The organism is Streptosporangium nondiastaticum (genome assembly GCF_003011965.1).
In the GTDB taxonomy this organism is placed as follows: domain Bacteria; phylum Actinomycetota; class Actinomycetes; order Streptomycetales; family Streptomycetaceae; genus Streptomyces; species Streptomyces nondiastaticus.
On the sequence record NZ_PXWG01000122.1, the window covers coordinates 1 to 20,114 of the forward strand.

Annotated in this window: 18 protein-coding genes; 12 read left to right on the forward strand and 6 right to left on the reverse strand. The window is 73.0% G+C overall.

Features of this window, described 5'->3' with window-relative positions:
• The first annotated feature begins 243 nt into the window (after positions 1-243).
• The 4 genes from B7P34_RS28325 (at position 244) to glmM (ending at position 4,775) form a co-directional block, all read left to right on the forward strand.
• Positions 244-1,863 carry an ABC-F family ATP-binding cassette domain-containing protein gene (locus B7P34_RS28325; protein WP_106681040.1) on the forward strand — a complete coding sequence of 540 codons (1,620 nt, stop codon included), beginning with the start codon at positions 244-246 and terminating at the stop codon, positions 1,861-1,863.
• A gap of 367 nt (positions 1,864-2,230) precedes the next feature.
• Entirely contained in the window at positions 2,231-2,677 is a 447-nt protein-coding gene (gene rplM, locus B7P34_RS28330) for a 50S ribosomal protein L13 (protein WP_106681041.1), read from the forward strand.
• 60 nt (positions 2,678-2,737) lie between these two features.
• Positions 2,738-3,220: a 30S ribosomal protein S9 gene (rpsI, locus tag B7P34_RS28335; RefSeq protein WP_206329418.1), complete on the forward strand. Its 483-nt coding sequence runs from the start codon at positions 2,738-2,740 to the stop codon at positions 3,218-3,220.
• A gap of 196 nt (positions 3,221-3,416) precedes the next feature.
• Positions 3,417-4,775: a phosphoglucosamine mutase gene (gene glmM / locus B7P34_RS28340; protein WP_106681043.1), complete on the forward strand. Its 1,359-nt coding sequence runs from the start codon at positions 3,417-3,419 to the stop codon at positions 4,773-4,775.
• Positions 4,776-4,830: 55 nt separating this feature from the next.
• On the opposite strand, the gene coaA is transcribed toward glmM, so the two are convergent.
• On the reverse strand, positions 4,831-5,772 hold the full coding sequence (gene coaA / locus B7P34_RS28345; RefSeq protein ID WP_223268323.1) for a type I pantothenate kinase: 942 nt from the start codon (positions 5,770-5,772) through the stop codon (positions 4,831-4,833).
• A gap of 278 nt (positions 5,773-6,050) precedes the next feature.
• On the opposite strand from coaA, the gene B7P34_RS28350 reads away from it, so the two are divergent.
• The 3 genes from B7P34_RS28350 to B7P34_RS28360 all read left to right on the forward strand — a co-directional run bounded on the left by B7P34_RS28350 (position 6,051) and on the right by B7P34_RS28360 (position 8,571).
• The gene (locus tag B7P34_RS28350; protein ID WP_106681045.1) at positions 6,051-6,290 is read left to right on the forward strand and encodes a hypothetical protein; all 240 of its coding nucleotides are present in this window, start codon (positions 6,051-6,053) and stop codon (positions 6,288-6,290) included.
• A gap of 68 nt (positions 6,291-6,358) precedes the next feature.
• On the forward strand, positions 6,359-8,206 hold the full coding sequence (gene glmS / locus B7P34_RS28355) for a glutamine--fructose-6-phosphate transaminase (isomerizing) (RefSeq protein ID WP_106681046.1): 1,848 nt from the start codon (positions 6,359-6,361) through the stop codon (positions 8,204-8,206).
• The gene (locus B7P34_RS28360) at positions 8,203-8,571 is read left to right on the forward strand and encodes a holo-ACP synthase (RefSeq protein ID WP_106681047.1); all 369 of its coding nucleotides are present in this window, start codon (positions 8,203-8,205) and stop codon (positions 8,569-8,571) included. Before glmS ends, B7P34_RS28360 begins: the two co-directional genes overlap by 4 nt.
• Positions 8,572-8,607: 36 nt before the next feature.
• On the opposite strand, the gene B7P34_RS28365 is transcribed toward B7P34_RS28360, so the two are convergent.
• Complete coding sequence (locus B7P34_RS28365) at positions 8,608-9,414, reverse strand: helix-turn-helix transcriptional regulator (protein ID WP_106681048.1); 807 nt, start codon at positions 9,412-9,414, stop codon at positions 8,608-8,610.
• A gap of 164 nt (positions 9,415-9,578) precedes the next feature.
• Between B7P34_RS28365 and B7P34_RS28370 the strand changes: the two genes are divergently transcribed.
• The gene (locus B7P34_RS28370; RefSeq protein ID WP_106681049.1) at positions 9,579-10,763 is read left to right on the forward strand and encodes a helix-turn-helix domain-containing protein; all 1,185 of its coding nucleotides are present in this window, start codon (positions 9,579-9,581) and stop codon (positions 10,761-10,763) included.
• Between the two features lie 166 nt (positions 10,764-10,929).
• A complete protein-coding gene (locus B7P34_RS38920; RefSeq protein WP_223268321.1) occupies positions 10,930-11,373 on the forward strand; it encodes a hypothetical protein in 444 nt (147 codons plus the stop codon).
• Between the two features lie 3 nt (positions 11,374-11,376).
• Here B7P34_RS38920 and B7P34_RS28380 read toward each other — a convergent pair whose 3' ends face one another.
• The 3 genes from B7P34_RS28380 to B7P34_RS28390 all read right to left on the reverse strand — a co-directional run bounded on the left by B7P34_RS28380 (position 11,377) and on the right by B7P34_RS28390 (position 12,963).
• A complete protein-coding gene (locus tag B7P34_RS28380) occupies positions 11,377-11,838 on the reverse strand; it encodes a hypothetical protein (RefSeq protein ID WP_223268322.1) in 462 nt (153 codons plus the stop codon).
• 154 nt (positions 11,839-11,992) lie between these two features.
• Positions 11,993-12,622, reverse strand: a complete 630-nt coding sequence (locus B7P34_RS28385) for a histidine phosphatase family protein (RefSeq protein ID WP_106681050.1) — start codon at positions 12,620-12,622, stop codon at positions 11,993-11,995.
• 107 nt (positions 12,623-12,729) lie between these two features.
• On the reverse strand, positions 12,730-12,963 hold the full coding sequence (locus tag B7P34_RS28390) for a chaplin (protein ID WP_106681051.1): 234 nt from the start codon (positions 12,961-12,963) through the stop codon (positions 12,730-12,732).
• A 112-nt stretch (positions 12,964-13,075) separates the two neighbouring features.
• On the opposite strand from B7P34_RS28390, the gene B7P34_RS28395 reads away from it, so the two are divergent.
• From B7P34_RS28395 to B7P34_RS39495, 3 genes are all read left to right on the forward strand, one after another.
• On the forward strand, positions 13,076-14,341 hold the full coding sequence (locus B7P34_RS28395; RefSeq protein ID WP_106681052.1) for a threonine synthase: 1,266 nt from the start codon (positions 13,076-13,078) through the stop codon (positions 14,339-14,341).
• A gap of 74 nt (positions 14,342-14,415) precedes the next feature.
• The gene (locus B7P34_RS28400; protein ID WP_106681053.1) at positions 14,416-15,393 is read left to right on the forward strand and encodes a MerR family transcriptional regulator; all 978 of its coding nucleotides are present in this window, start codon (positions 14,416-14,418) and stop codon (positions 15,391-15,393) included.
• Between the two features lie 189 nt (positions 15,394-15,582).
• Complete coding sequence (locus tag B7P34_RS39495) at positions 15,583-18,915, forward strand: serine protease (protein WP_106681054.1); 3,333 nt, start codon at positions 15,583-15,585, stop codon at positions 18,913-18,915.
• Here B7P34_RS39495 and B7P34_RS28410 read toward each other — a convergent pair.
• A partial coding sequence (locus B7P34_RS28410; protein ID WP_106681055.1) for an NAD(P)H-hydrate dehydratase occupies positions 18,899-20,114 on the reverse strand: 1,216 nt, incomplete at its 5' end. The genes B7P34_RS39495 and B7P34_RS28410 overlap by 17 nt on opposite strands.

A 20,114-nucleotide genomic window follows, 5' to 3' on the forward strand; every position in this document is an offset into this window, starting at 1 on the left:
GCTGTGCCTGCTGAGGAGGCTGCTGCGCCGGCTGCGCAGGCTGCGGGTGGGGCTGCGGCGGCAGGGCCGGCGGCGGACCGAACTGCCCGGCCGGCGGCATCGGCTGCCCGCCCGGCTGCGGTCCCGGCTGCTGCGGATCGCCCGGGGCCCCGTACGGCCCTCCCTGCCCAAAGCTCATGGCGTGCATCGTAAACCGCGGAAACTTGTTGGTCGCCCCCTGTGGAAACAGGGAGAATCCCGCCCATGGGACATGTCGAAGCGGGCCATCTGGAGTACTACCTCCCTGACGGGAGGGTGCTCCTCGGCGACGTCTCCTTCCGCGTGGGCGAGGGGGCCGCGGTCGCCCTCGTCGGCGCCAACGGCGCGGGCAAGACCACGCTGCTGCGCCTGATCGCGGGCGAGCTGCAGCCGCACGGCGGCGCGGTGACGGTCAGCGGCGGGCTCGGCGTGATGCCGCAGTTCGTCGGCTCGGTCCGGGACGACCGCACGGTCCGTGACCTGCTGGTCTCCGTCGCCCAGCCCCGCATCCGCGAGGCCGCGGAGGCCGTCGACGCGGCCGAGCTCGCGATCATGGAGCGGGATGACGAGGCCGCCCAGATGGCGTACGCGCAGGCGCTCTCCGACTGGGCCGAGGCCCGCGGCTACGAGGCCGAGACCGTGTGGGACATGTGCACCACGGCCGCGCTCGGCGTCCCGTACGAGAAGGCGCAGTGGCGCAAGGTCCGCACGCTCTCCGGCGGCGAGCAGAAGCGGCTCGTGCTGGAGTCCCTGCTGCGCGGCACGGACGAGGTCCTGCTGCTGGACGAGCCGGACAACTACCTCGACGTCCCCGGCAAGCGCTGGCTGGAGGAGAAGCTGCGCGAGACGAAGAAGACCGTCCTCTTCGTCTCCCACGACCGCGAGCTGCTGGCCCGCTCCGCCGAGAAGATCATCAGCGTCGAGCCGGGCCCCGCGGGCAGCGACGTCTGGGTGCACGGCGGCGGCTTCGCCACGTACCACGAGGCGCGCAAGGAGCGGTTCGCCCGCTTCGAGGAGCTCCGGCGGCGCTGGGACGAGAAGCACGCCCAGCTGAAGAAGCTCGTGATCACGCTGCGGCAGGCGGCCGCGGTCAGCCACGAGATGGCCTCCCGCTACGCCGCGGCCCAGACCCGGCTGAGGAAGTTCGAGGAGGCGGGCCCGCCGCCGGAGCCGCCGCGCGAGCAGGACATCCGGATGCGGCTGCGCGGCGGCCGCACCGGCGTGCGGGCCGTGACCTGCGCCGGGCTGGAGCTGACCGGCCTGATGAAGCCCTTCGACCTGGAGGTCTTCTACGGCGAGCGGGTCGCCGTCCTCGGCTCGAACGGCTCCGGGAAGTCACACTTCCTGCGGCTGCTCGCGGGGGATGACGTCGCGCACACCGGCTCCTGGAAGCTGGGCGCGCGCGTCGTGCCCGGGCACTTCGCGCAGACCCACGCCCACCCCGAGCTGCTGGGCCGCACGCTCGTCGACATCCTGTGGACGGAGCACGCCAAGGACCGCGGCGGGGCGATGTCCGCCCTGCGGCGGTACGAGCTGGAGAAGCAGGGCGACCAGCCCTTCGAGAAGCTCTCGGGCGGGCAGCAGGCCCGCTTCCAGATCCTGCTGCTGGAGCTGGCCGGAACGACGGCGCTGCTCCTGGACGAGCCCACGGACAACCTGGACCTGGAGAGCGCGGAGGCCCTCCAGGAGGGCCTGGAGGCGTACGAGGGGACGGTGCTCTGCGTCACGCACGACCGCTGGTTCGCCCGTACGTTCGATCGGTTCCTGGTCTTCGGGGCGGACGGGCGCGTCCGCGAGGTTCCGGAGCCGGTGTGGGACGAGGGGCGTGTGGCGCGGGTGCGGTGACCGTGCAGGCGACCGCCTGCGGCGGTGTCCTCAAGCGCCGGACGGGCTGAAATATTGGTGAGCCCGCTCATGAAATTCAGCCCGTCCGGCGTTTGAGGACGAGGCCCGCAGGGCCGGTGCGGGTAGCCGCGCCTGCGCACCGGTGGGACCATGTGTTTTGACCCCGCCGGTGGGCGCCCGGTACTCTACGAGTTCGTTATGCGTATTGGCTTGGTCGTTCTCACGCGAGGGGCCCTTACGCTTGCCCACCAGAGTGGCCGCCAGCGGCCCGCACCCGGGTTGCGTCCCCGTGGTGCGTCCCTCGCCGGCAGCCGCCTCAGGCGGGCCGTGTCAGGACCCACTCACTGAAGAAGCGAAGGCTACGACCGTGCGTACGTTCAGCCCCAAGCCCGGCGATGTCCAGCGCCAGTGGCACATCATCGACGCGCAGGACGTCGTCCTGGGCCGTCTGGCCTCTCAGGCCGCCTCCCTGCTGCGCGGCAAGCACAAGCCTGTGTACGCCCCGCACATGGACATGGGTGACTTCGTCGTCATCATCAACGCCGACAAGGTGCACCTGTCCGGCAACAAGAAGACCCAGAAGATGGCGTACCGCCACTCTGGCTTCCCGGGTGGTCTGCGCTCCGTCCGTTACGACGAGCTGCTCGACAAGAACCCCGAGAAGGCCGTCGAGAAGGCGATCAAGGGCATGCTGCCCAAGAACTCCCTCGGCCGTCAGATGCTCTCGAAGCTGAAGGTCTACTCGGGCGCCGAGCACCCGCACGCCGCCCAGCAGCCGCAGCCGTTCGAGATCACCCAGGTCAAGCAGGGCTAAGTCCCGGCCACCGCCGAACCAGAAAGTCTGAGGAGAATCGTGGCTGAGACCACCGCCGAGATGCCGGTCGAGGGCGTCGAGGAGTACACCACCGAGACCGAGGTCGTTGAGTCGGAGTACACCTCCGAGTCCCTCGCGTCCCGCTTCGGCGACCCGCAGCCGGCCGCCGGCCTGGGCCGTCGCAAGAACGCCATTGCCCGCGTCCGGATCGTTCCGGGCTCCGGCAAGTGGAAGATCAACGGTCGCACCCTTGAGGACTACTTCCCCAACAAGGTGCACCAGCAGGAAGTCAACGAGCCCTTCAAGGTGCTCGAGCTCGACGACCGCTACGACGTCATCGCCCGCATCTCGGGTGGCGGCGTCTCCGGCCAGGCCGGCGCCCTGCGCCTCGGCGTGGCCCGCGCGCTGAACGAGGCGGACGTGGACAACAACCGCGGCCCGCTGAAGAAGGCCGGCTTCCTGAGCCGCGACGACCGTGCGGTCGAGCGCAAGAAGGCCGGTCTGAAGAAGGCCCGCAAGGCCCCGCAGTACAGCAAGCGCTAATCACGCGGCTTCGCTGCTTCTGCTCGAACGCCCCGGCGGCACGCTCCGTGCCCGCCGGGGCGTTTCGGCTATCGGTCACCCGGGACGTATCGGCGTATACCTGAAGTCAATGTTCCGGTTCCGGACCCGACACTTTTGATCGCGGGGCCCCGTTCACAGACAGGCCTCGTATCCGCGCGTTTTTCGGAGGACACCAGTGGGACGACTCTTCGGTACGGACGGTGTGCGCGGCGTCGCCAACGCCGATCTGACGGCCGAGCTCGCACTCGGCCTGTCGGTCGCTGCGGCGCACGTGCTCGCCGAGGCGGGGACGTTCGAGGGCCACCGCCCGGTGGCCGTCGTGGGCCGTGATCCGCGGGCGTCCGGGGAGTTCCTGGAGGCCGCCGTCGTGGCCGGCCTGGCCAGCGCCGGCGTCGACGTGCTGCGGGTGGGCGTGCTGCCCACGCCCGCCGTCGCCTACCTCACCGGCGCGCTGGGCGCCGACCTCGGCGTGATGCTCTCCGCGAGCCACAACGCCATGCCCGACAACGGCATCAAGTTCTTCGCCCGCGGCGGCCACAAGCTCGCCGACGAGCTCGAGGACCGCATCGAGCAGACCTACCGGGCGCACGCCTCCGGCGAGCCCTGGGACCGGCCCACCGGCGCCGGCGTCGGCCGCGTCCGCGAGTACGACCAGGGCTTCGACAACTACGTCGCCCACCTCATCGGCGTCCTCCCCAACCGCATGGACGGCCTGAAGGTCGTCATCGACGGCGCCCACGGCGCCGCGGCACGCGTCTCCCCGGAGGCCTTCGCCCGCGCCGGCGCCGAGGTCGTCACCATCGGCACCGAGCCCGACGGCCTCAACATCAACCACGAGTGCGGCTCCACCCACCTGGACAAGCTCCGGGCCGCCGTCGTCGAGCACGGCGCCGACCTGGGCGTGGCGCACGACGGCGACGCCGACCGCTGCCTCGCCGTGGACCACAAGGGCAACGAGGTCGACGGCGACCAGATCCTCGCCGTCCTGGCCCTCGCGATGCGCGAGTCGGGCTCCCTGCGGAAGAACACCGTCGTCGCCACCGTGATGTCCAACCTGGGCTTCAAGCTGGCCATGGAGCGCGAGGGCGTCGAGCTCGTCCAGACGGCCGTCGGCGACCGCTACGTCCTGGAGGAGATGAAGGCGCACGGCTTCGCCCTCGGCGGCGAGCAGTCCGGCCACGTCATCGTCCTCGACCACGCCACCACGGGTGACGGCACGCTGACCGGCCTGATGCTGGCCGCCCGCGTCGCCGCGACGGGCCGCTCCCTCGCGGACCTGGCCGGTGTGATGGAGCGCCTGCCGCAGATCCTCATCAACGTCCGCGACGTCGACAAGACGCGCGTGAAGTCCTCCGAGGAGCTCGCCGCGGCCGTCGCCGACGCCGAGCGGCAGCTGGGCTCCACCGGCCGCGTGCTGCTGCGCCCGTCCGGCACGGAGCCGCTCGTCCGGGTGATGGTGGAGGCCGCCGACATCGAGCAGGCGCGGGCGGTCGCGCAGCGGCTCGCGGACGCGGTGAAGTCGGCGCTGGGCTAGTCCTCTTCCCGCTGCCCCGGGGCCGTGACGAGCCGTTGCGGCCCCGGGGCAGCGGTCAGAGCTTGCGCAGCGACAGCCGCTGGACCTTGTGGTCCGGGCCCTTGCGCAGGATCAGGTTCGACCGGCCGCGCGTGGGCGCCACGTTCTCCAGCAGGTTGGGCTTGTTGATGGTCCGCCAGTTGCGGCGCGCGTAGTCCAGGGCCTCCTCCTCGGAGACCTCGGTGTAGCGGCGGAAGTACGAGTCGGGGTCGGTGAAGGCCGTGGCGCGCAGCTTCTTGAACCGCTCGTAGTACCAGCCCTCGATGTCCTCCGCGCGCGCGTCCACGTACACGCTGAAGTCGAAGAAGTCGGCGAGTCCGACGCGCGTGCGGCCGTCCTTGCCGGGCATGGCCGGCTGGAGGACGTTGAGGCCCTCGATGATGAGGATGTCGGGGCGGTGCACGGTCAGCCGCTCGCCGGGCACGATGTCGTAGATCAGGTGGGAGTAGACGGGGGCGGAGACCTCGTCCTTGCCCGCCTTCACGTCGGCGACGAAGCGGGTCAGGGCGCGCCGGTCGTACGACTCGGGGAAACCTTTCCGCGACATCAGGCCGCGGGCGTGCAGCTCGGCGTTGGGCAGCAGGAAGCCGTCCGTGGTGACCAGCTCGACGCGCGGGTGCTCGGGCCAGCGGGCGAGCAGCGCCTGCAGGAGGCGGGCGGTGGTCGACTTGCCGACGGCCACGCTGCCCGCGACGCCTATGACGAAGGGCGTGCCGGGCTGGGAGTGGGAGCCGTGCCCGTCGCCCACGTCGCCCAGGAAGGTGTTCAGCGTGGCGCGCAGCCCGCTGGTGGCCTCCACGTACAGGTGCAGGAGCCGGGACAGCGGCAGGTAGACCTCGCGGACCTCGTCCAGGTCGACGACGTCCCCCAGGCCGCGCAGCCGCTCGACCTCCTCGGCGGTCAGCGGCAGCGGGGTGTCCTCGCGCAGGGCGCTCCACTCGGCGCGGGTCAGGTCCACATACGGGGACGAGTCGGCGCGGCGGCGCTGCTGCTCTGTGGTGGTCGGCACGGGCCCATTGTGCGCGGCCGGGGCGCGGCGCTCACTTCCGGGTGGCGGGAGCGGGCGTTCTCGTGGGGTTTGGGCGCCTCGTACGGGCGGTAACCGGCCGCCCTCGTTGGGTGAACTTTCATCCAACCCTGTACCTACTGACCGGTCAGGCACTACGTTCCGCTCGCAGGCCGCACGCGCACGTCCCCCACGTCCCCCCACGCGGCCCCCTCACGCAAGGAACGGCCGTGTTCGCTCTCCGGAACCACCCCCGCAGCCCCCGCCGGCGCTCCGCCGAGGCCGACCGGGAGGCGCACGCCGCCCGCGTCTGCGCCGAGCTGTCCGACGACCTGCCCGACGAGGACCTCACCCAGGACCTGGACGACTGCCTCGACCGCTACGAGCTCGGCAGCAAGCCGCGCTGCGAGGAGGTCGAGTACCTGGAGATGGTGCAGGACGCCATCGACAGGATCGAGCGGGGCCGCTGAGGCGCGGCGGGTGGTGGTTGCGCCGTTGCCGCCACGCGCGGGGCCACCCGGGCCGTAACCTGCTCCGCATGTGCGGAATCGTTGGCTATGTGGGAGGGCAGTCCGCCCTCGATGTCGTATTGGCGGGGCTGCGGCGGCTGGAGTACCGCGGCTATGACTCGGCCGGGGTCGCGGTGCTGGCCGACGGCGGGCTCGCCGCCGCGAAGAAGGCGGGCAAGCTCGCCAACCTGGAGAAGGAGCTGTCCGACCGGCCGCTGCCGTCCGGCCCGACCGGCATCGGGCACACCCGCTGGGCCACGCACGGCGCGCCCAACGACGCCAACGCCCACCCCCACCTGGACAACCCGGGCCGCGTCGCGGTCGTCCACAACGGCATCATCGAGAACTTCGCCGCGCTGCGGGCCGAGCTCGCCGAGCGGGGCCACGCCCTCGGCTCGGAGACCGACACCGAGGTCGTCGCCCACCTGCTGTCCGAGTCCTTCTCCTCCTGCGGCGACCTCGCCGAGTCGATGCGGCAGGTGTGCCGCCGGCTGGAGGGCGCGTTCACGCTGGTCGCGGTGCACGCCGACGAGCCCGACGTGGTGGTCGGCGCGCGCCGCAACTCCCCGCTCGTCGTCGGTCTCGGCGACGGCGAGTCCTTCCTCGCCTCCGACGTCGCCGCGTTCATCGAGCACACCCGCGAGGCCGTCGAGCTGGGCCAGGACCAGGTCGTCGAGCTGCGCCGCGACGGCGTGACCGTCACCGGCTTCGACGGGGCGCCCGCGGACGTCCGCCCGTACCACGTCGACTGGGACGCCTCGGCCGCCGAGAAGGGCGGCTACGACTACTTCATGCTCAAGGAGATCGCCGAGCAGCCGAAGGCCGTCGCGGACACGCTGCTGGGCCGGATCGACGCCGCGGGGACGCTGTCGCTGGACGAGGTGCGGATCCCGGCGTCCGTGCTGCGCGAGGCCGACAAGATCGTCATCGTGGCGTGCGGCACGGCGTACCACGCGGGGATGATCGCCAAGTACGCGATCGAGCACTGGACCCGCATCCCCTGCGAGACCGAGCTGGCCAGCGAGTTCCGCTACCGGGACCCGATCCTGGACCAGCGGACGCTGGTGATCGCCATCAGCCAGTCCGGCGAGACGATGGACACCCTGATGGCGCTGCGGCACGCGCGGGAGCAGGGCGCGAAGGTCCTCGCCATCTGCAACACCAACGGCTCGACGATCCCGCGCGAGTCGGACGCGGTCCTGTACACGCACGCGGGCCCGGAGGTCGCGGTCGCCTCGACGAAGGCGTTCCTGACACAGCTGGTGGCCTGCTACCTCGTGGCGCTGTACCTGGGGCAGGTGCGCGGCACCAAGTGGGGCGACGAGGTCGTCTCCGTGATCCGCGAGCTGTCGCAGATCGCGGGGCAGGTGGAGGAGGTCCTGGAGACCATGGAGCCGGTCCGCGAGCTGGCCCGTTCCCTGGCGGACAAGAACACGGTCCTGTTCCTGGGTCGCCACGTGGGCTATCCCGTGGCCCTGGAGGGCGCGCTGAAGCTCAAGGAGCTCGCCTACATGCACGCGGAGGGCTTCGCGGCGGGCGAGCTCAAGCACGGGCCCATCGCGCTGATCGAGAAGGACCTGCCGGTGGTGGTGGTCGTGCCGTCGCCGCGGGGCCGGTCCGTCCTCCACGACAAGATCGTGTCGAACATCCAGGAGATCCGGGCGCGGGGCGCGCGGACGATCGTGATCGCCGAACGGGGCGACGAGGCGGTCCGGCCGTACGCCGACCACCTCGTCGAGATCCCGCCGACGCCGGTGCTGCTGCAGCCGCTGGTGGCCACGGTGCCGCTGCAGGTCTTCGCCTGCGAGCTGGCGACGGCCCGCGGCAACGAGGTCGACCAGCCGCGCAACCTCGCGAAGTCGGTGACCGTCGAATGATCGTGGGAGTCGGCATCGACGTCGCCGAGATCGACCGCTTCGACGCCGCCCTGCGGCGTACGCCCGGGCTGGCGACGCGGCTGTTCGTGGAGCGGGAGCTGTACCTGCCGGGCGGGGAGCGGCGCGGCGTCGCGTCCCTCGCGGTCCGCTTCGCCGCGAAGGAGGCCCTGGCCAAGGCCTTGGGAGCGCCGGGGAACCTGCTGTGGACGGACGCGGAAGTGACCACCGAGGCGAGCGGCCAGCCGCGGCTGGTCGTGTCGGGGACAGTCGCGGCGCGGGCCGAGGAGCTCGGCGTGACGTCGTGGCACGTGTCGCTGAGCCATGACGCGGGGGTCGCTTCCGCTGTGGTGATCGCGGAGAAGTAGCGGAGGAGTAGCGGAGGAGCAGCGGAGAAGCGGCGGTTACGCGCTCAGGTCCGGCAGCCTGCCGGCGGTCTCGTCGTCCGCCGGCAGGCAGACGACGAGGCTGAGGTCCGGCGCGTCCGCGGCGTGGAGCTTCACGTAGTCGAAGGAGAGGCGCCCCAGGCGCGGGTGGTCGAACCTGCGCCGCGCGGGCCGGAAGTCGGCGACGTCGTGGGCGTCCCACCACGTGCGGAACTCCTCGCTCGCGGCGCGCAGTTCGCGGGTGAGCGCGCCGAAGCGCGCGTCGCCGGCGTGCCGGTCGGCGCTCGCGCGGTACTGCTCCAGCAGCACGTGGGCCTGATCCGGCCAGTCCGCGAGGAGGGCTCGCGCGCGGGATTCGAGGAACGTGAACCGGAGCAGGTTGCGGTCGGCGGGCGCCCACGCGGCCGGGTCGCCGAGGAGGCCGGCTTCGGCGCGGTTCCAGGCGACGAGGTCCCAGGTGGGCGTGACCAGGTACGCCGGGTGCGGGTCGAGGGCGTCGACGAGGCGCTGGAGCCCGGGGGTGGGCACCGCGGGGGCCTCCCGTACGGGTGTCTCTTCCGCCAGGGCGAAGAGATGCCGCGTCTCCGCGGGGGAGAGCAGCAGCACGCGCGCGAGGCTCTGCAGCACCTGATGGCTGACGGTGATCTCGCGCGCCTGCTCCAGCCACGTGTACCAGGTGACACTGATGCCGGAGAGCTGCGCGACCTCCTCCCGGCGCAGACCGGGCGTACGGCGGCGGGGCCCGGGGAGGATGCCGACGTCGCGCGGGGTGATGCGCTCGCGGCGCGACCGCAGGAAGTCGGCGAGGGCGCGGCGGCGGTCCATGGCTCCTCGGGGGCTTCGGGTCCCCGGCGGCGGGGACGCGGCTGGTGGCGTCACCAGCATAAAGACGGCGCGGCCGGGCGTTCACCCTTGCCCCGCCGCACGGCAGTTGGCCTGTCACAGGGCAGGAGTACGGTTTCCGTGTCACGTCAGAAACGGAGCCACGTATGCCCCCGCACCTTGACGAACACACCGGCGCACGCATCGCCCGCGCACGGAAGGTCCGCCGCCTGACCCAGCGCGAGTTGTCGGACCTGGCCCACGTCTCCTACAGCACCCTGACCAAGGTCGAGCAGGGTGCCCTGCCCGCGAGCCCATCGGTCATCGGGGCGCTGGCCCGTGCACTGTCCCTGCCCGTCACCGAACTGACCGGGCAGCCCTACCTCGACGAGCTGCGGGCGGATCAACTGGACGGGCTGATCCAGCCGATCCGCGAAGCGCTGGACGTCTACGACCTCGGGCCCGATCCGGACGTCGCGCCGCGTCCCTCGGCCGAGCTGGAGGCGCACGCCGACGAGCTGTGCGCCATGGTCCGCGCGACGAACATCAAGCAGGTCGCTGCCGATCTGCCCGGGCTGATCCACGAGGCCACCACGGCGGCACACACGTCTCCCGGCGACCGCAGCTGGCGCGTCCTGGCCAGCACGTACCGCACGGCCTACGACGTGACCACGAAGCTCGGGTTCCTCGATCTCTGCACGGTTGCGCTGGACCGCCTGGAATGGGCCGCGCAGCGTGCCTCTGACCCGGTCCTCGGCGGGATGCGCCAGTACTTGCGGGCGCTGGCCTACCTGCGCGCCAGTGACTACCGCACGGGCAAGCGGCTCGTAGAGCTCGGCATGACCACGCTGGCGCAGGCCGAGGTGGGGCGCGTGCGCGACGTCGTCACGGGCCAGCTGCACCTGGGCGCCGCCGTGCTCGCGGGCCGCGACAAGGACGAGGACGCCGCCACCGGCCACCTGGACGAGGCGCGGCGGATCGCGGAGCGCACGGGCGAGGCCGGGAAGGTGCACTGGCTGTCGTTCGGGCCGACCAACGTCGGGGCGCACCACGTGAGCGTCCTCGCCGAGCTGGACCGGTACCCGGAGGCCGTACGGGCGGCCGAGGGGACGACGATCCCGGATTCGTGGCCGCCGTCCCGCCGGGCCCACCACTACACCGAGGTCGCCCGGGCCGAGCTCTGGACCGGCCGCACGGAAGCGGCCTTCAGGAACCTGCAGCTCGCCCGCAAGGTGGCGCCGCAGCAGACGCGCTACCACCCGACGGTGCGGGAGACGTTCGCGGGGCTGGAGTCGGCGCGGCGGCGGATGCCCGAGACGTTCAGCAACTACGGGGCCTGGCTGGGGCGGTGAGCGGGTGGGCGGGTGAGCCGGTGACGCGTGGCCATGCGCTGGCCGGAGCTATCAGCAACTCCTGGTAGTTCCGGTCCGGTTGCCTCGGCAGGCTGTGGTGGACGAAGACCCCCGCGACCGCGCGAACGGCCCGGGGGCACGGCCAACGCCACGTAGGAGCGTCGACATGCGCAACCCTATCCGCCGCCTGACCGCCTGGCTGAGGATCCGCCGCGAACCGGCTACCAACCAGGCCCCCGCCGCCTCGGCAGCCGCCGCACCCGCCGCGCCCCCGGCACGGGAGACGCCGGGCGCGTGCGGCATCTACGTCTGGGCGACCGCCCACGGTATCGACCTCAGGCCCAGGCACGCCCTGACCGGCTGCACGTGCTCCACACGCGCGGACCACGCCATGCCCGCCGTAGGCACGTTCGTCGTGGACAAGCGCGGCGAAAGACTGGCCCAGGTGGTAGCGGCGGAAGCCCGCACCCTCCGCCTCCGCGAGCCCGCGGGCGGCGGCACCGAATGGGCCGCGGAACCGCCCTTCCTCCGCCCCGCCACGGAGTCCGAGCGCCTCCGCGCCAAGGTGGCGGAGGCGAACCGGGCGAGCCGGTGGGGGAACGGGGCGTAGGGGCTAGGCCCGCGGAGTGGCGAATGCCGAGCGCATCTGCTTGCCGTTCACGGCCAGGACGACGCCGAGCAGCAGCACCCCGCACGCGGCCTGTTCCACCTTCAGCCACGCCGGGAACGTGCCGGGCAGGGCGACGATGACGGCGATCGCCACCGCCATGGCCGCCGAGGACAGGCGCAGCCGGAGGTACGAGCGGCTGTGGCCGCGGGCCGTCCGGGCGGCGAAGGAGGCCATGAGCAGCGACGCGGCGACGACGATGCTCGCCCGGACCCAGACCGCGCCGGTCACGATGTCGTGGTGGTCGCGCAGCACGACGACGGCGGCGAGCGTGCCCACGCTGAGGGCGACGTAGCAGGCGATGAGCCGCTTGGTGCTGCGTAACGCCCGCTGGATGTGTGGGTGGTTCAGGCTCGGGCTCAGGCTCTCGGTGGGAGCGGTTGCGGGGGCCGTGCCGGGGGTTGCCATGGTGATCCTTCCTCTTCCCTGAGGGGCCGCCACCAGCATCCGGTACGTCAACCGCTCGAACGTCGTCCACCCGGACGAATGGCGTCCCTCAGGGTCTCAGGGGCCCGGCCGGGCCACTCCGTAAGGGAATCCCTGAGAGATCACTCCTGAGAGATCACTCGGGCGCGCGCAGCTCCGGTGGGAAGCCCGTCCATCGGAGTTCGGGCGGAAGGTGGCTCATGTCGTTGTGGACGAGCACCGAGGACGGGCGGCCCGGTGCGTAGCGGATGACCGTCAGGGCCGCGTTGCCGTGGTTGAGGCCCATCCAGCGCCACGGCGGGGCGTCGAGGGCGGCCCGGACGAGCCAGGCGATGAGGAAGGCGTGGGTGACGACGAGCTCGTGGCGGGACTCGGTGCCGGGCACGGGGCCCGTGAAGCGGGCGAGGGCCTCGCGGGCCAGGGCGGGGCCGTGTTCGCGCTCTTCCGCCGTGAGGCCGGAGAGGCGGCCGAGGAGCAGGTCGGCGCAGTCCGGGGGCAGTTCTTCCCGGGCCGGTACGTACGGGACGTAGTCGCCCGCCGCCTCCGCCGCGCGCAGCGGTACGCCGCCCAGCCCCGCGCCGATCAGCTCGGCCGTTTCGCGCGCCCGCGGCAGCGGTCCGTGGTGGACGGCTGCGAAGGGGATGCCGCGGAGGCGCTCCGCGAGGAGGACGGTCTGGCGGCGGCCGGCTTCGGTCAGTGCGCTCTCGTCCGGTGCGGCCTCGCCGTGCCGGACGAGATAGAGGTGGCGCGCGGCCCTGCCGGTCATGTCGTCCGTCCCCCCTGCCGGTTGGTGATCTCGGATTCGGGGGGAGGGACGCCGCCGGCCGCGGACCGGTTCCCGGCGGCGGCCCGGCGGGGCCGGCCGGACAGCGGCTAGTCGGAGACGCAGACGTTTCCGGAGGTCTGGTTGAGCAGGCCGACGATCTGGATGGGGAAGGAACACAGCGTCACGGGCACGCGGATGGGGATCTGGATCGTGTTGCCGGAGATGACGCCGGGGGACTTGGCGGCGCCGCCGACGGCGACGCTGTCGGCGGTGGCCGCGCCCGAGGCGGCGAGGAGGGTGGCGGTGGCGGCCGCGGTGGCGGCCTTGGCGGAGGGGGTCATGGGAGCTCCCGGGGATGGGGGTTGTGGCGCGGGAAAGTCTCCCGCATAATCCTCCCTTTTTGTCTCATTTGTCGCGTGTGCCGTTCCGGCCCCGAACCTAGACTCGCCGCCCATGACGGCAGGAGACTCTCTAGCCACGGTCCAGCGGTCCATGGGCGACCCGTCCCTGGTGCACCCGCTGTGGCCTCCGCTCACGCAGGGCTGCCCCTCGACGAGTACGGCCGAACTGGCCTACCCCGTAGAGGTGGACTACGCCTACGACCAGGCCGACCCCGGCCTCTTCGCCCCCGCGGCAGCCGCCGCCCGCAGCACCGGGATCGACCGCTGGGCGCCGCTGCTCCCACCCCTCGGAACGCCCGGCCTCGGGGAGGGACACACGCCCCTGATCCCCGTGGCGGACGGGGTGTACGTCAAGGACGAGTCCCGGAACCCCACCTGGAGCCACAAGGACCGCCTCAACCGCTGCACAGTCGCCGCCGCTGCGGCCGTCGGTGCGCCCGGCGTCGTCGTCGCCTCGTCGGGCAACCACGGCGCGTCCGCCGCGGCTTACGCGGCCCGCGCCGGGCTGCGGTGCGTCGTGCTGGCCCCGGCGGCGCTGCCGGCGGCGGCCGACGCGTTCCTCCACGCCTACGGGGCGGTCGTCCTGCCCGTGGCGCAGGAGGCGCGGTGGCCGCTGATGCGGCAGATCGTCGACCGGCTGGGACTCCATCCGGTCAGCAATCTCACCGTCACCCACACCGGACATCCCTTCGGACCCGAGGGTTATAAGACCATCGCCTACGAGATCTTCACCGAGATCGGCGTGCCGGCGGCGGTGTTCGTCCCCACAGGCTACGGCGAGTGCCTCTTCGGCGTCTGGAAGGGCTTCACCGAACTGCGCCGGCTCGGCCTGAGCGCGACAGTGCCGAGGATGTTCGCCTGCGAGCCGGCGGCCGGCGGGCCGCTGGCCGCCGCGGTGCGGCAGGGGCTGCCGGCGGCGCGCGTGACCTGCGGGCCGACCGACGCCTACTCGATCGCCTGCCCGGTCGGGAGCTACCGCGGGGTGCGGGCGGTCCGGGAGAGCGGCGGCGGGGCTCTGCTCGTCACGGACCGGCAGATGCGGGAGGCCCGGGAGGAGCTGGCCCGCCAGGGGATCTGGGCCGAACTGTCCGGCGCGGCCTCCCTCGCCGGACTGCGCTCCCTGCCGGAGGGGAACGCGTACGGCGGGCCCGTGGTCTGCGTCTCCACCTCCAGCGGCTTCAAGGACCGCACGGCCGGCGCCGGCGCCACGGCCTCCGGGGCCTCCGGGGTCTCCGGGACCTCCGGGGTCTCCGAGGTGATCGAACCGACGTGGGAGGAGGCGTACCGTCGGCTGCGGGCAGCCGGACTGGAGGGCTGACGCGCCGGGTCCGGCGGCCTCCGCGGAAATCCGGTGTTGACTCTCCAGCGACCGGAGACTCCAAGGTGAGGGACATGGACGACGACACCTCGTACTCCTCGGGCTTCCCGGGATCCGCGAGCTCCCTGCACTCGATCGGGGAGCTGGCCCGGCTGACCGGGCTGACGGTCAGGACGATCCGGTTCTGGTCCGACACGGGCGTGGTGCCGCCGACCGACCGCACACCCGCGGGCTACCGCCTCTACGGCCCCGACGCGCTCGCGCGTCTCGGTCTCGTGCGGACGCTGCGCGACCTCGGGGTGGGACTGCCCGTCATCCGGCAGGTGCTGGAGCGGGAGATCACCGTCGCCGAGGTCGCGGCCGTCCACGCCGAGGCCCTGGACGTGCAGATCCGCACCTTGCGGTTGCGTCAGGCCGTGCTGCGGGCGGTGGCCGGGCGCGGGTCGACACCGGAGGAGATGGAACTCATGCACAAGCTCGCGACCCTGTCGGACCAGGAGCGGCGCCGGCTGATCAACGAATTCATCGACAGCGCCTTCGAGGGCCTGGACGTCGACCCCGACTTCCTCGCCTCGATGCGGAGCGGCATGCCCGAGCTGCCGGAGAACCCCTCGCAGGAGCAGCTCGACGCCTGGGTGGAGCTCGCGGAGCTCGTCCAGGACGAGGGGTTCCGGGCCGGGATCCGGCGGGCGGCCGAGGACCAGACGCGCGCGTGGAAGGAGTCCGGGCGCCCCGACGGCGAGCGGACGAAGCGGGCCGCGCAGGCGATCAAGGAGGGAACGGAGGCCGCGCGGCGGGCCGGGGTCGCGCCGGACAGCCCCGAAGCCCGGCGGTACGTCGACGAGATGGCCGCGGTCTGCGCGGAGATTTCGGACCGCGAGGACGGGCCGGAGTTCCGGGCCTGGCTGCTGGAGCGGCTGGAGACGGGCAACGACCCGCGCTACGGCAAGTACTGGAGGCTCGTCGCCGTGATCAACGGCTGGTCGCTGCCGGACATGGAGCCGGCGACGGAGTGGTTCACGGCGGCGGTCCGGGCGGCGGTCCGGGGCTAGGGCCGAAGGGTACGGGCGGATTACGGACGGATTACGGACGGGGGAGAGGGAGGGCGGGGCGCGCCGGTGCCGGGGCAGCCGACGCGCCCCGTTCCCTCAGGACCCGCGCGCACTTGATCGGAACCCCCTCTCACCACACGCCTCCTGACGTATCGTCGATCGGCGCGAACGTGGTCGGAGGGGATACGGGTGCACCCGGCGAAGGAACGCATCGCAGCGGTTTTCGGACGGAGTCAGGGCAGCGGATACCTCCTCGCCCCGAACCTGGTGCTGACCGCCGCACACGTGATCGGCGACTGCCCGCACCCGCGCGCGATCGTCCCCGGCGGGACCGGCCAGGTGCGCTGCAGGGTGGTGTGGGCGCGCGACGACAACCGGCGGTGCGACGTCGCCCTGCTCGTCGGCGAGCGCGACCTCGTCCCCGAGGTCTCCGGGGACGAAGCCGCGGCCTTCGAACCCCTCGTCTGGGGCCGCGCCTACGACCTGCGGGTCTGGCCCGGCGCCCAGGCCGTCGGCTTCCCGCACGTCCAGCGGGACGCGGCCGGCGAGCTCGACACCGAGCAGGTCGTCGGCTCCCTCAAACCCGGCAGCAACCTGCTCAGCGGCCGCCACGTCCTCGACAGCGAGTACGGCCCCCCGCTGCCGCCCGCCGGCGGCGGCTCGCCCTGGGCCGGCATGTCCGGCGCCGCCGTCTTCGTGGAAGGCCTGCTCGCGGGCGTCGTCTGTGCCGACCCGCAGGGCTGGCAGCACGGCCGCCTCACCGTGACCCCTGCGGCCACGCTCTGGCAGGACTTCGCCTTCCTCAGCGCGTGCCTGCTCGCGGGCCACAAGCCCGAGTCCCGCTCCCTCGCCTCCCCGCGCCAGCTGGAGATCGAGGCGTTCGAACGCCGTCTGCGCGACTACGTCGTCGAGAAGTCCGGCGAGCTGACGATCATCGGCCTGACCCTCTCCGACGGCGAGGGCGAGACCTGGCCCCTGGACGCCGCGTACCTCAGCCTCGAACTCACCGGGGGCGGCGCGCAGGGCAGCGGATACGCCGAGGCGCGCGTCCCGGACGAGTGGGCCGCCGAGCACTCCACGCCCTCACCCAAACGCGCCGAGGAAGCCCTCGCCGGCCGCCGCCGCGTCCTCCTGCGCGGCGCCGCCGGCTCCGGCAAGACGACGCTGCTGCAGTGGCTCGCCACCCTCACCGCCCGCGGCGACCTGCCGCCCGGCCTCGGCCACCTCAGCGGCTGCATGCCGCTCACCCTCCCCCTCCGCACGCTCATCCGCCGCGGCGAACTCCCGCAGCCTGAGGAGTTCCTGGCCGCGGCCGCCGGCCCGCTCGCCGGCCTGCCCGCCGCACAGGGCTGGGTGACCCGCCGGCTCACCGAAGGCACGGCACTGCTGCTGATCGACGGCGTGGACGAGGTCCCCGAGGCCGACCGCCGCCGCACCCTCACCTGGGTCAAGGACCTCCTCGCCGCCTACCCCGACGCCCGCTACGTCATCACCACCCGCCCCTCCGCCGTACGGGAGGGCTGGCTCGCCGACGCCGGCTTCACCGAGCTGGAACTGCTCCCCATGAGCCGCGGCGACGTCATCTCCTTCATCGACCGCTGGCACGACGCCGCGGGCGCCCGCCACCACGAACCGCTGCGCGCCTTCCGCGAGGCCCTCACCACCGCCGTCGTCACCAAACGCGACCTCGGCATGCTCGCCACCAACCCCTTGATGTGCGCCCTGATCTGCGCCCTCAACCGCTCCCGCAAGGGATATCTCCCGCACGGGAGGATGGAGCTCTACCGCGCCGCGCTGGAGCTGCTGCTCGTACGGCGGGACCGCGAGCGGGGCGTGGTGGTCGGGCCGGACGGGCCGGAGCTGGAGCACGCGCAGCAGGTCGCCCTGCTGCAGAAGATCGCGTACTGGCTGATCCGCAACGGCCGATCCGAGATCGAATGGCACAAGGCCGTCGAGATCCTCGAACGGGCCCTCCCCGCCATGCCGTCCGTCGCGGCCCGCGGCAGCGCCGAGGACATACTGCGCCACCTGGTGCTGCGCAGCGGCCTCCTGCGCCGCCCCACCAGCGAGACGCTCGACTTCATCCACCGCACCTTCCAGGACTACCTGGGCGCCCAGGCCGCCGTGGACGACTGGGACTTCGACCTCCTCGTCAACCACGCCCACGACGACACGTGGGAGGACGTCCTGCGGATGGCGGTCGGCCACGCCCCGCCGCGGGCCCGGGCGGAGCTGCTGCGGATGCTCCTGGAGCGGGGCGACAAGGAGCCGGTCCACCGCGCCCGCCTCCATCTGCTGGCCGCCGCCTGCCTCGAACACGCGACGGAGGTGGACTGGGAGGTCCGCGCGCGGGTGGAGAAGGCGGCGGGGGAGCTCGTACCGCCGCGGGACCTGGAGGCGGCGAGGGAGCTGGCGACGGCGGGCAAGGTGGTGCTCGACCTCCTGCCCGGGCCGGAGGGGCTTTCGGACGAGGTCGCGCACGCGGTGGTGGTCGCGGCGACAACCGTTGCCGACGAGAAGGCGGTGCCGCTGCTGTCGCGGTACGTGGATCACCCGCACCAGCAGGTGCGGGCGCAGCTCGCGTGGGCCTGGGACCGGTTCGAGACCGAGTCCTACGCGGAGGCGGTGATCGGACGGCTGCCGTACGAGGGCGAGGCGTACGAAGCGCTGGAGTTCGTCGCGAAGACCGAGGAGCACCTGACCGTGCTCAAGCGGCTCGGTGGGCGGCCGCGCGTGCAACTGCGGGACTGGCCGTCCGGCGGGGACCTGTCGGACCTGGCCACGCCGGTGCTCAGCCATGTCACTTTCTGGGGCCACGGAGAGACCATCGACCTGCGCGTGCTGCGCGGATGTCCTCCGCTGCGGGGGCTGCGCGCCGTCGACTTCGGGCGCCTCCTCCACCTGGACGCGCTGGACGTGCGGGCCCTGCAGAGCCTGCACGTGTGGCTGGCCGAGCACTTCTACGACTTCGGAACCATGCGGCGCATGACCGAACTGCGCGAGCTGACGCTGTCCGGACGGCCGGCGACGGCCTCACTGCGCTCCGTGGAGCTGTCCCTGCCCCCGAAGCTCCGCTGTCTGAACCTCGGTTCGGGCCCGTCCATGGTCACGCGCTTCTGGGGCCTGGCGGGCCATCCGGAGCTGGAAGAGCTGGCGTTCCGTGCCGGCAGCGGCTACCGGAACGCGTACGCCCTGGAGTCCCTGCCGGCCCTGCGGACCCTGCGGATCTGGGGGGAGGACCTGAGGACCCTGACGGCGGCCGGGCCCGTGCCGCAGGTGGAGACGCTCGAACTCACCGGGGCGTTCGGCCTCACCGGGCTGGGCGGCGTGCGGCGCGTGTACCCCGGCCTCAAGGAGCTCCAGCTCGTCGACCCCGTGGCCGAGGACGGCGATCTCCTCGACCTGGCTCCCCTCGCCGACCTGGGCCCGCTCAAGCTCGTCGTCCGCCACCCCGGCCCCGTCATCAACCGGGATGCCCTCGCAGACGGCTGCGAACTGACCCTCGTCACCGACCGGACGTGAGCTCCCTCCACACCCCCCGCAGTTCCTCCGCCACCCCCATGGCCGTCAGCGGCGCAGCCCCCTGCTCCCGTGCCGCCAGCCCGTGCAAGTACGCCCCCGCCGACGCCGCGTCCCGCCCCGACAGCCCCGCCGCCAGGAGCGACCCCGTCAAGCCGGACAGCACGTCGCCACTCCCGGCCGTCGCCAGCCAAGGGGTCCCCGTCGGGTTCACCCGCACCGTGTGATGGCCCCGGGCGCCCGAGGCCGCCGCGATCAGGGTCGTGGAGCCCTTCAGGAGGGCCGTGGCGCCGAAGCGTTCGGCGAGGGCGCGGGCCGCCGCCAGCCGTCCCGACTCGACCCGTTCGCGCGAGACGCCGAGCAGCGCGGCCGCCTCGCCCGCGTGCGGGGTCAGCACGGTTTCCGCCGTCCGGGCCCGTACCGCGTCCGGTGACATCAGGCGCAGGCCGTCCGCGTCCACGAGGACGGGGACGTCCTGGGCCAGGACGTCCTCCAGCGCCCGCCGGGCGTCCGTGCCGTCGCCGAGGCCGGGGCCGACGACCCAGGCCTGGACGCGGCCCGCCTTGGACGGCGGGCCGGGCGAGACGAGGGTCTCGGGGAAGCGGGCGATCACGGCGTCCGCGGCGGGGCCCGCGTAGCGGACCGCGCCCGCGCCGCCGTGGAGGGCGCCCGCCACGGCGAGGACGGCCGCGCCGGGGTAGCGGGCCGAGCCCGCGACGACGCCGACGACGCCCCGCCGGTACTTGTCGCTCTCCGCCTCCGGCCGCGGCAGCAGCGCCGCGACGTCCGCGTGCTGCAGGGCCTCGGCTTCGGGCCGGGCGGGCAGCTCGGCGGTCAGGCCGATGTCGACGAGCCGCAGCGCGCCCGCGTGCTCGCGCGCCGGGTCGATGAGCAGCCCGGGCTTGTACGCGCCGAAGGTGACCGTCGCGTCGGCGCGTACCGCCGTGCCCCGTACCTCGCCGGTGTCGGCGTCGACGCCGCTCGGCAGGTCGACGGAGACGATCACCGCGCCGCCGTCGGTCGCGGCCCGGGCGAGCTGGGCGGCGTCGGGGCGCAGGCCGCCCTTGCCGCCGATGCCGACGATCCCGTCGATGACGAGTTCCGCGCCGCGGACGGCCCGGTCCGCGGCCTCGGCGGAGGCGACGCGCCCACCGGCGGCGAGCAGGGCGGCGAGGCCCTCGGGGTGCGCCCGCTCGGGGGCG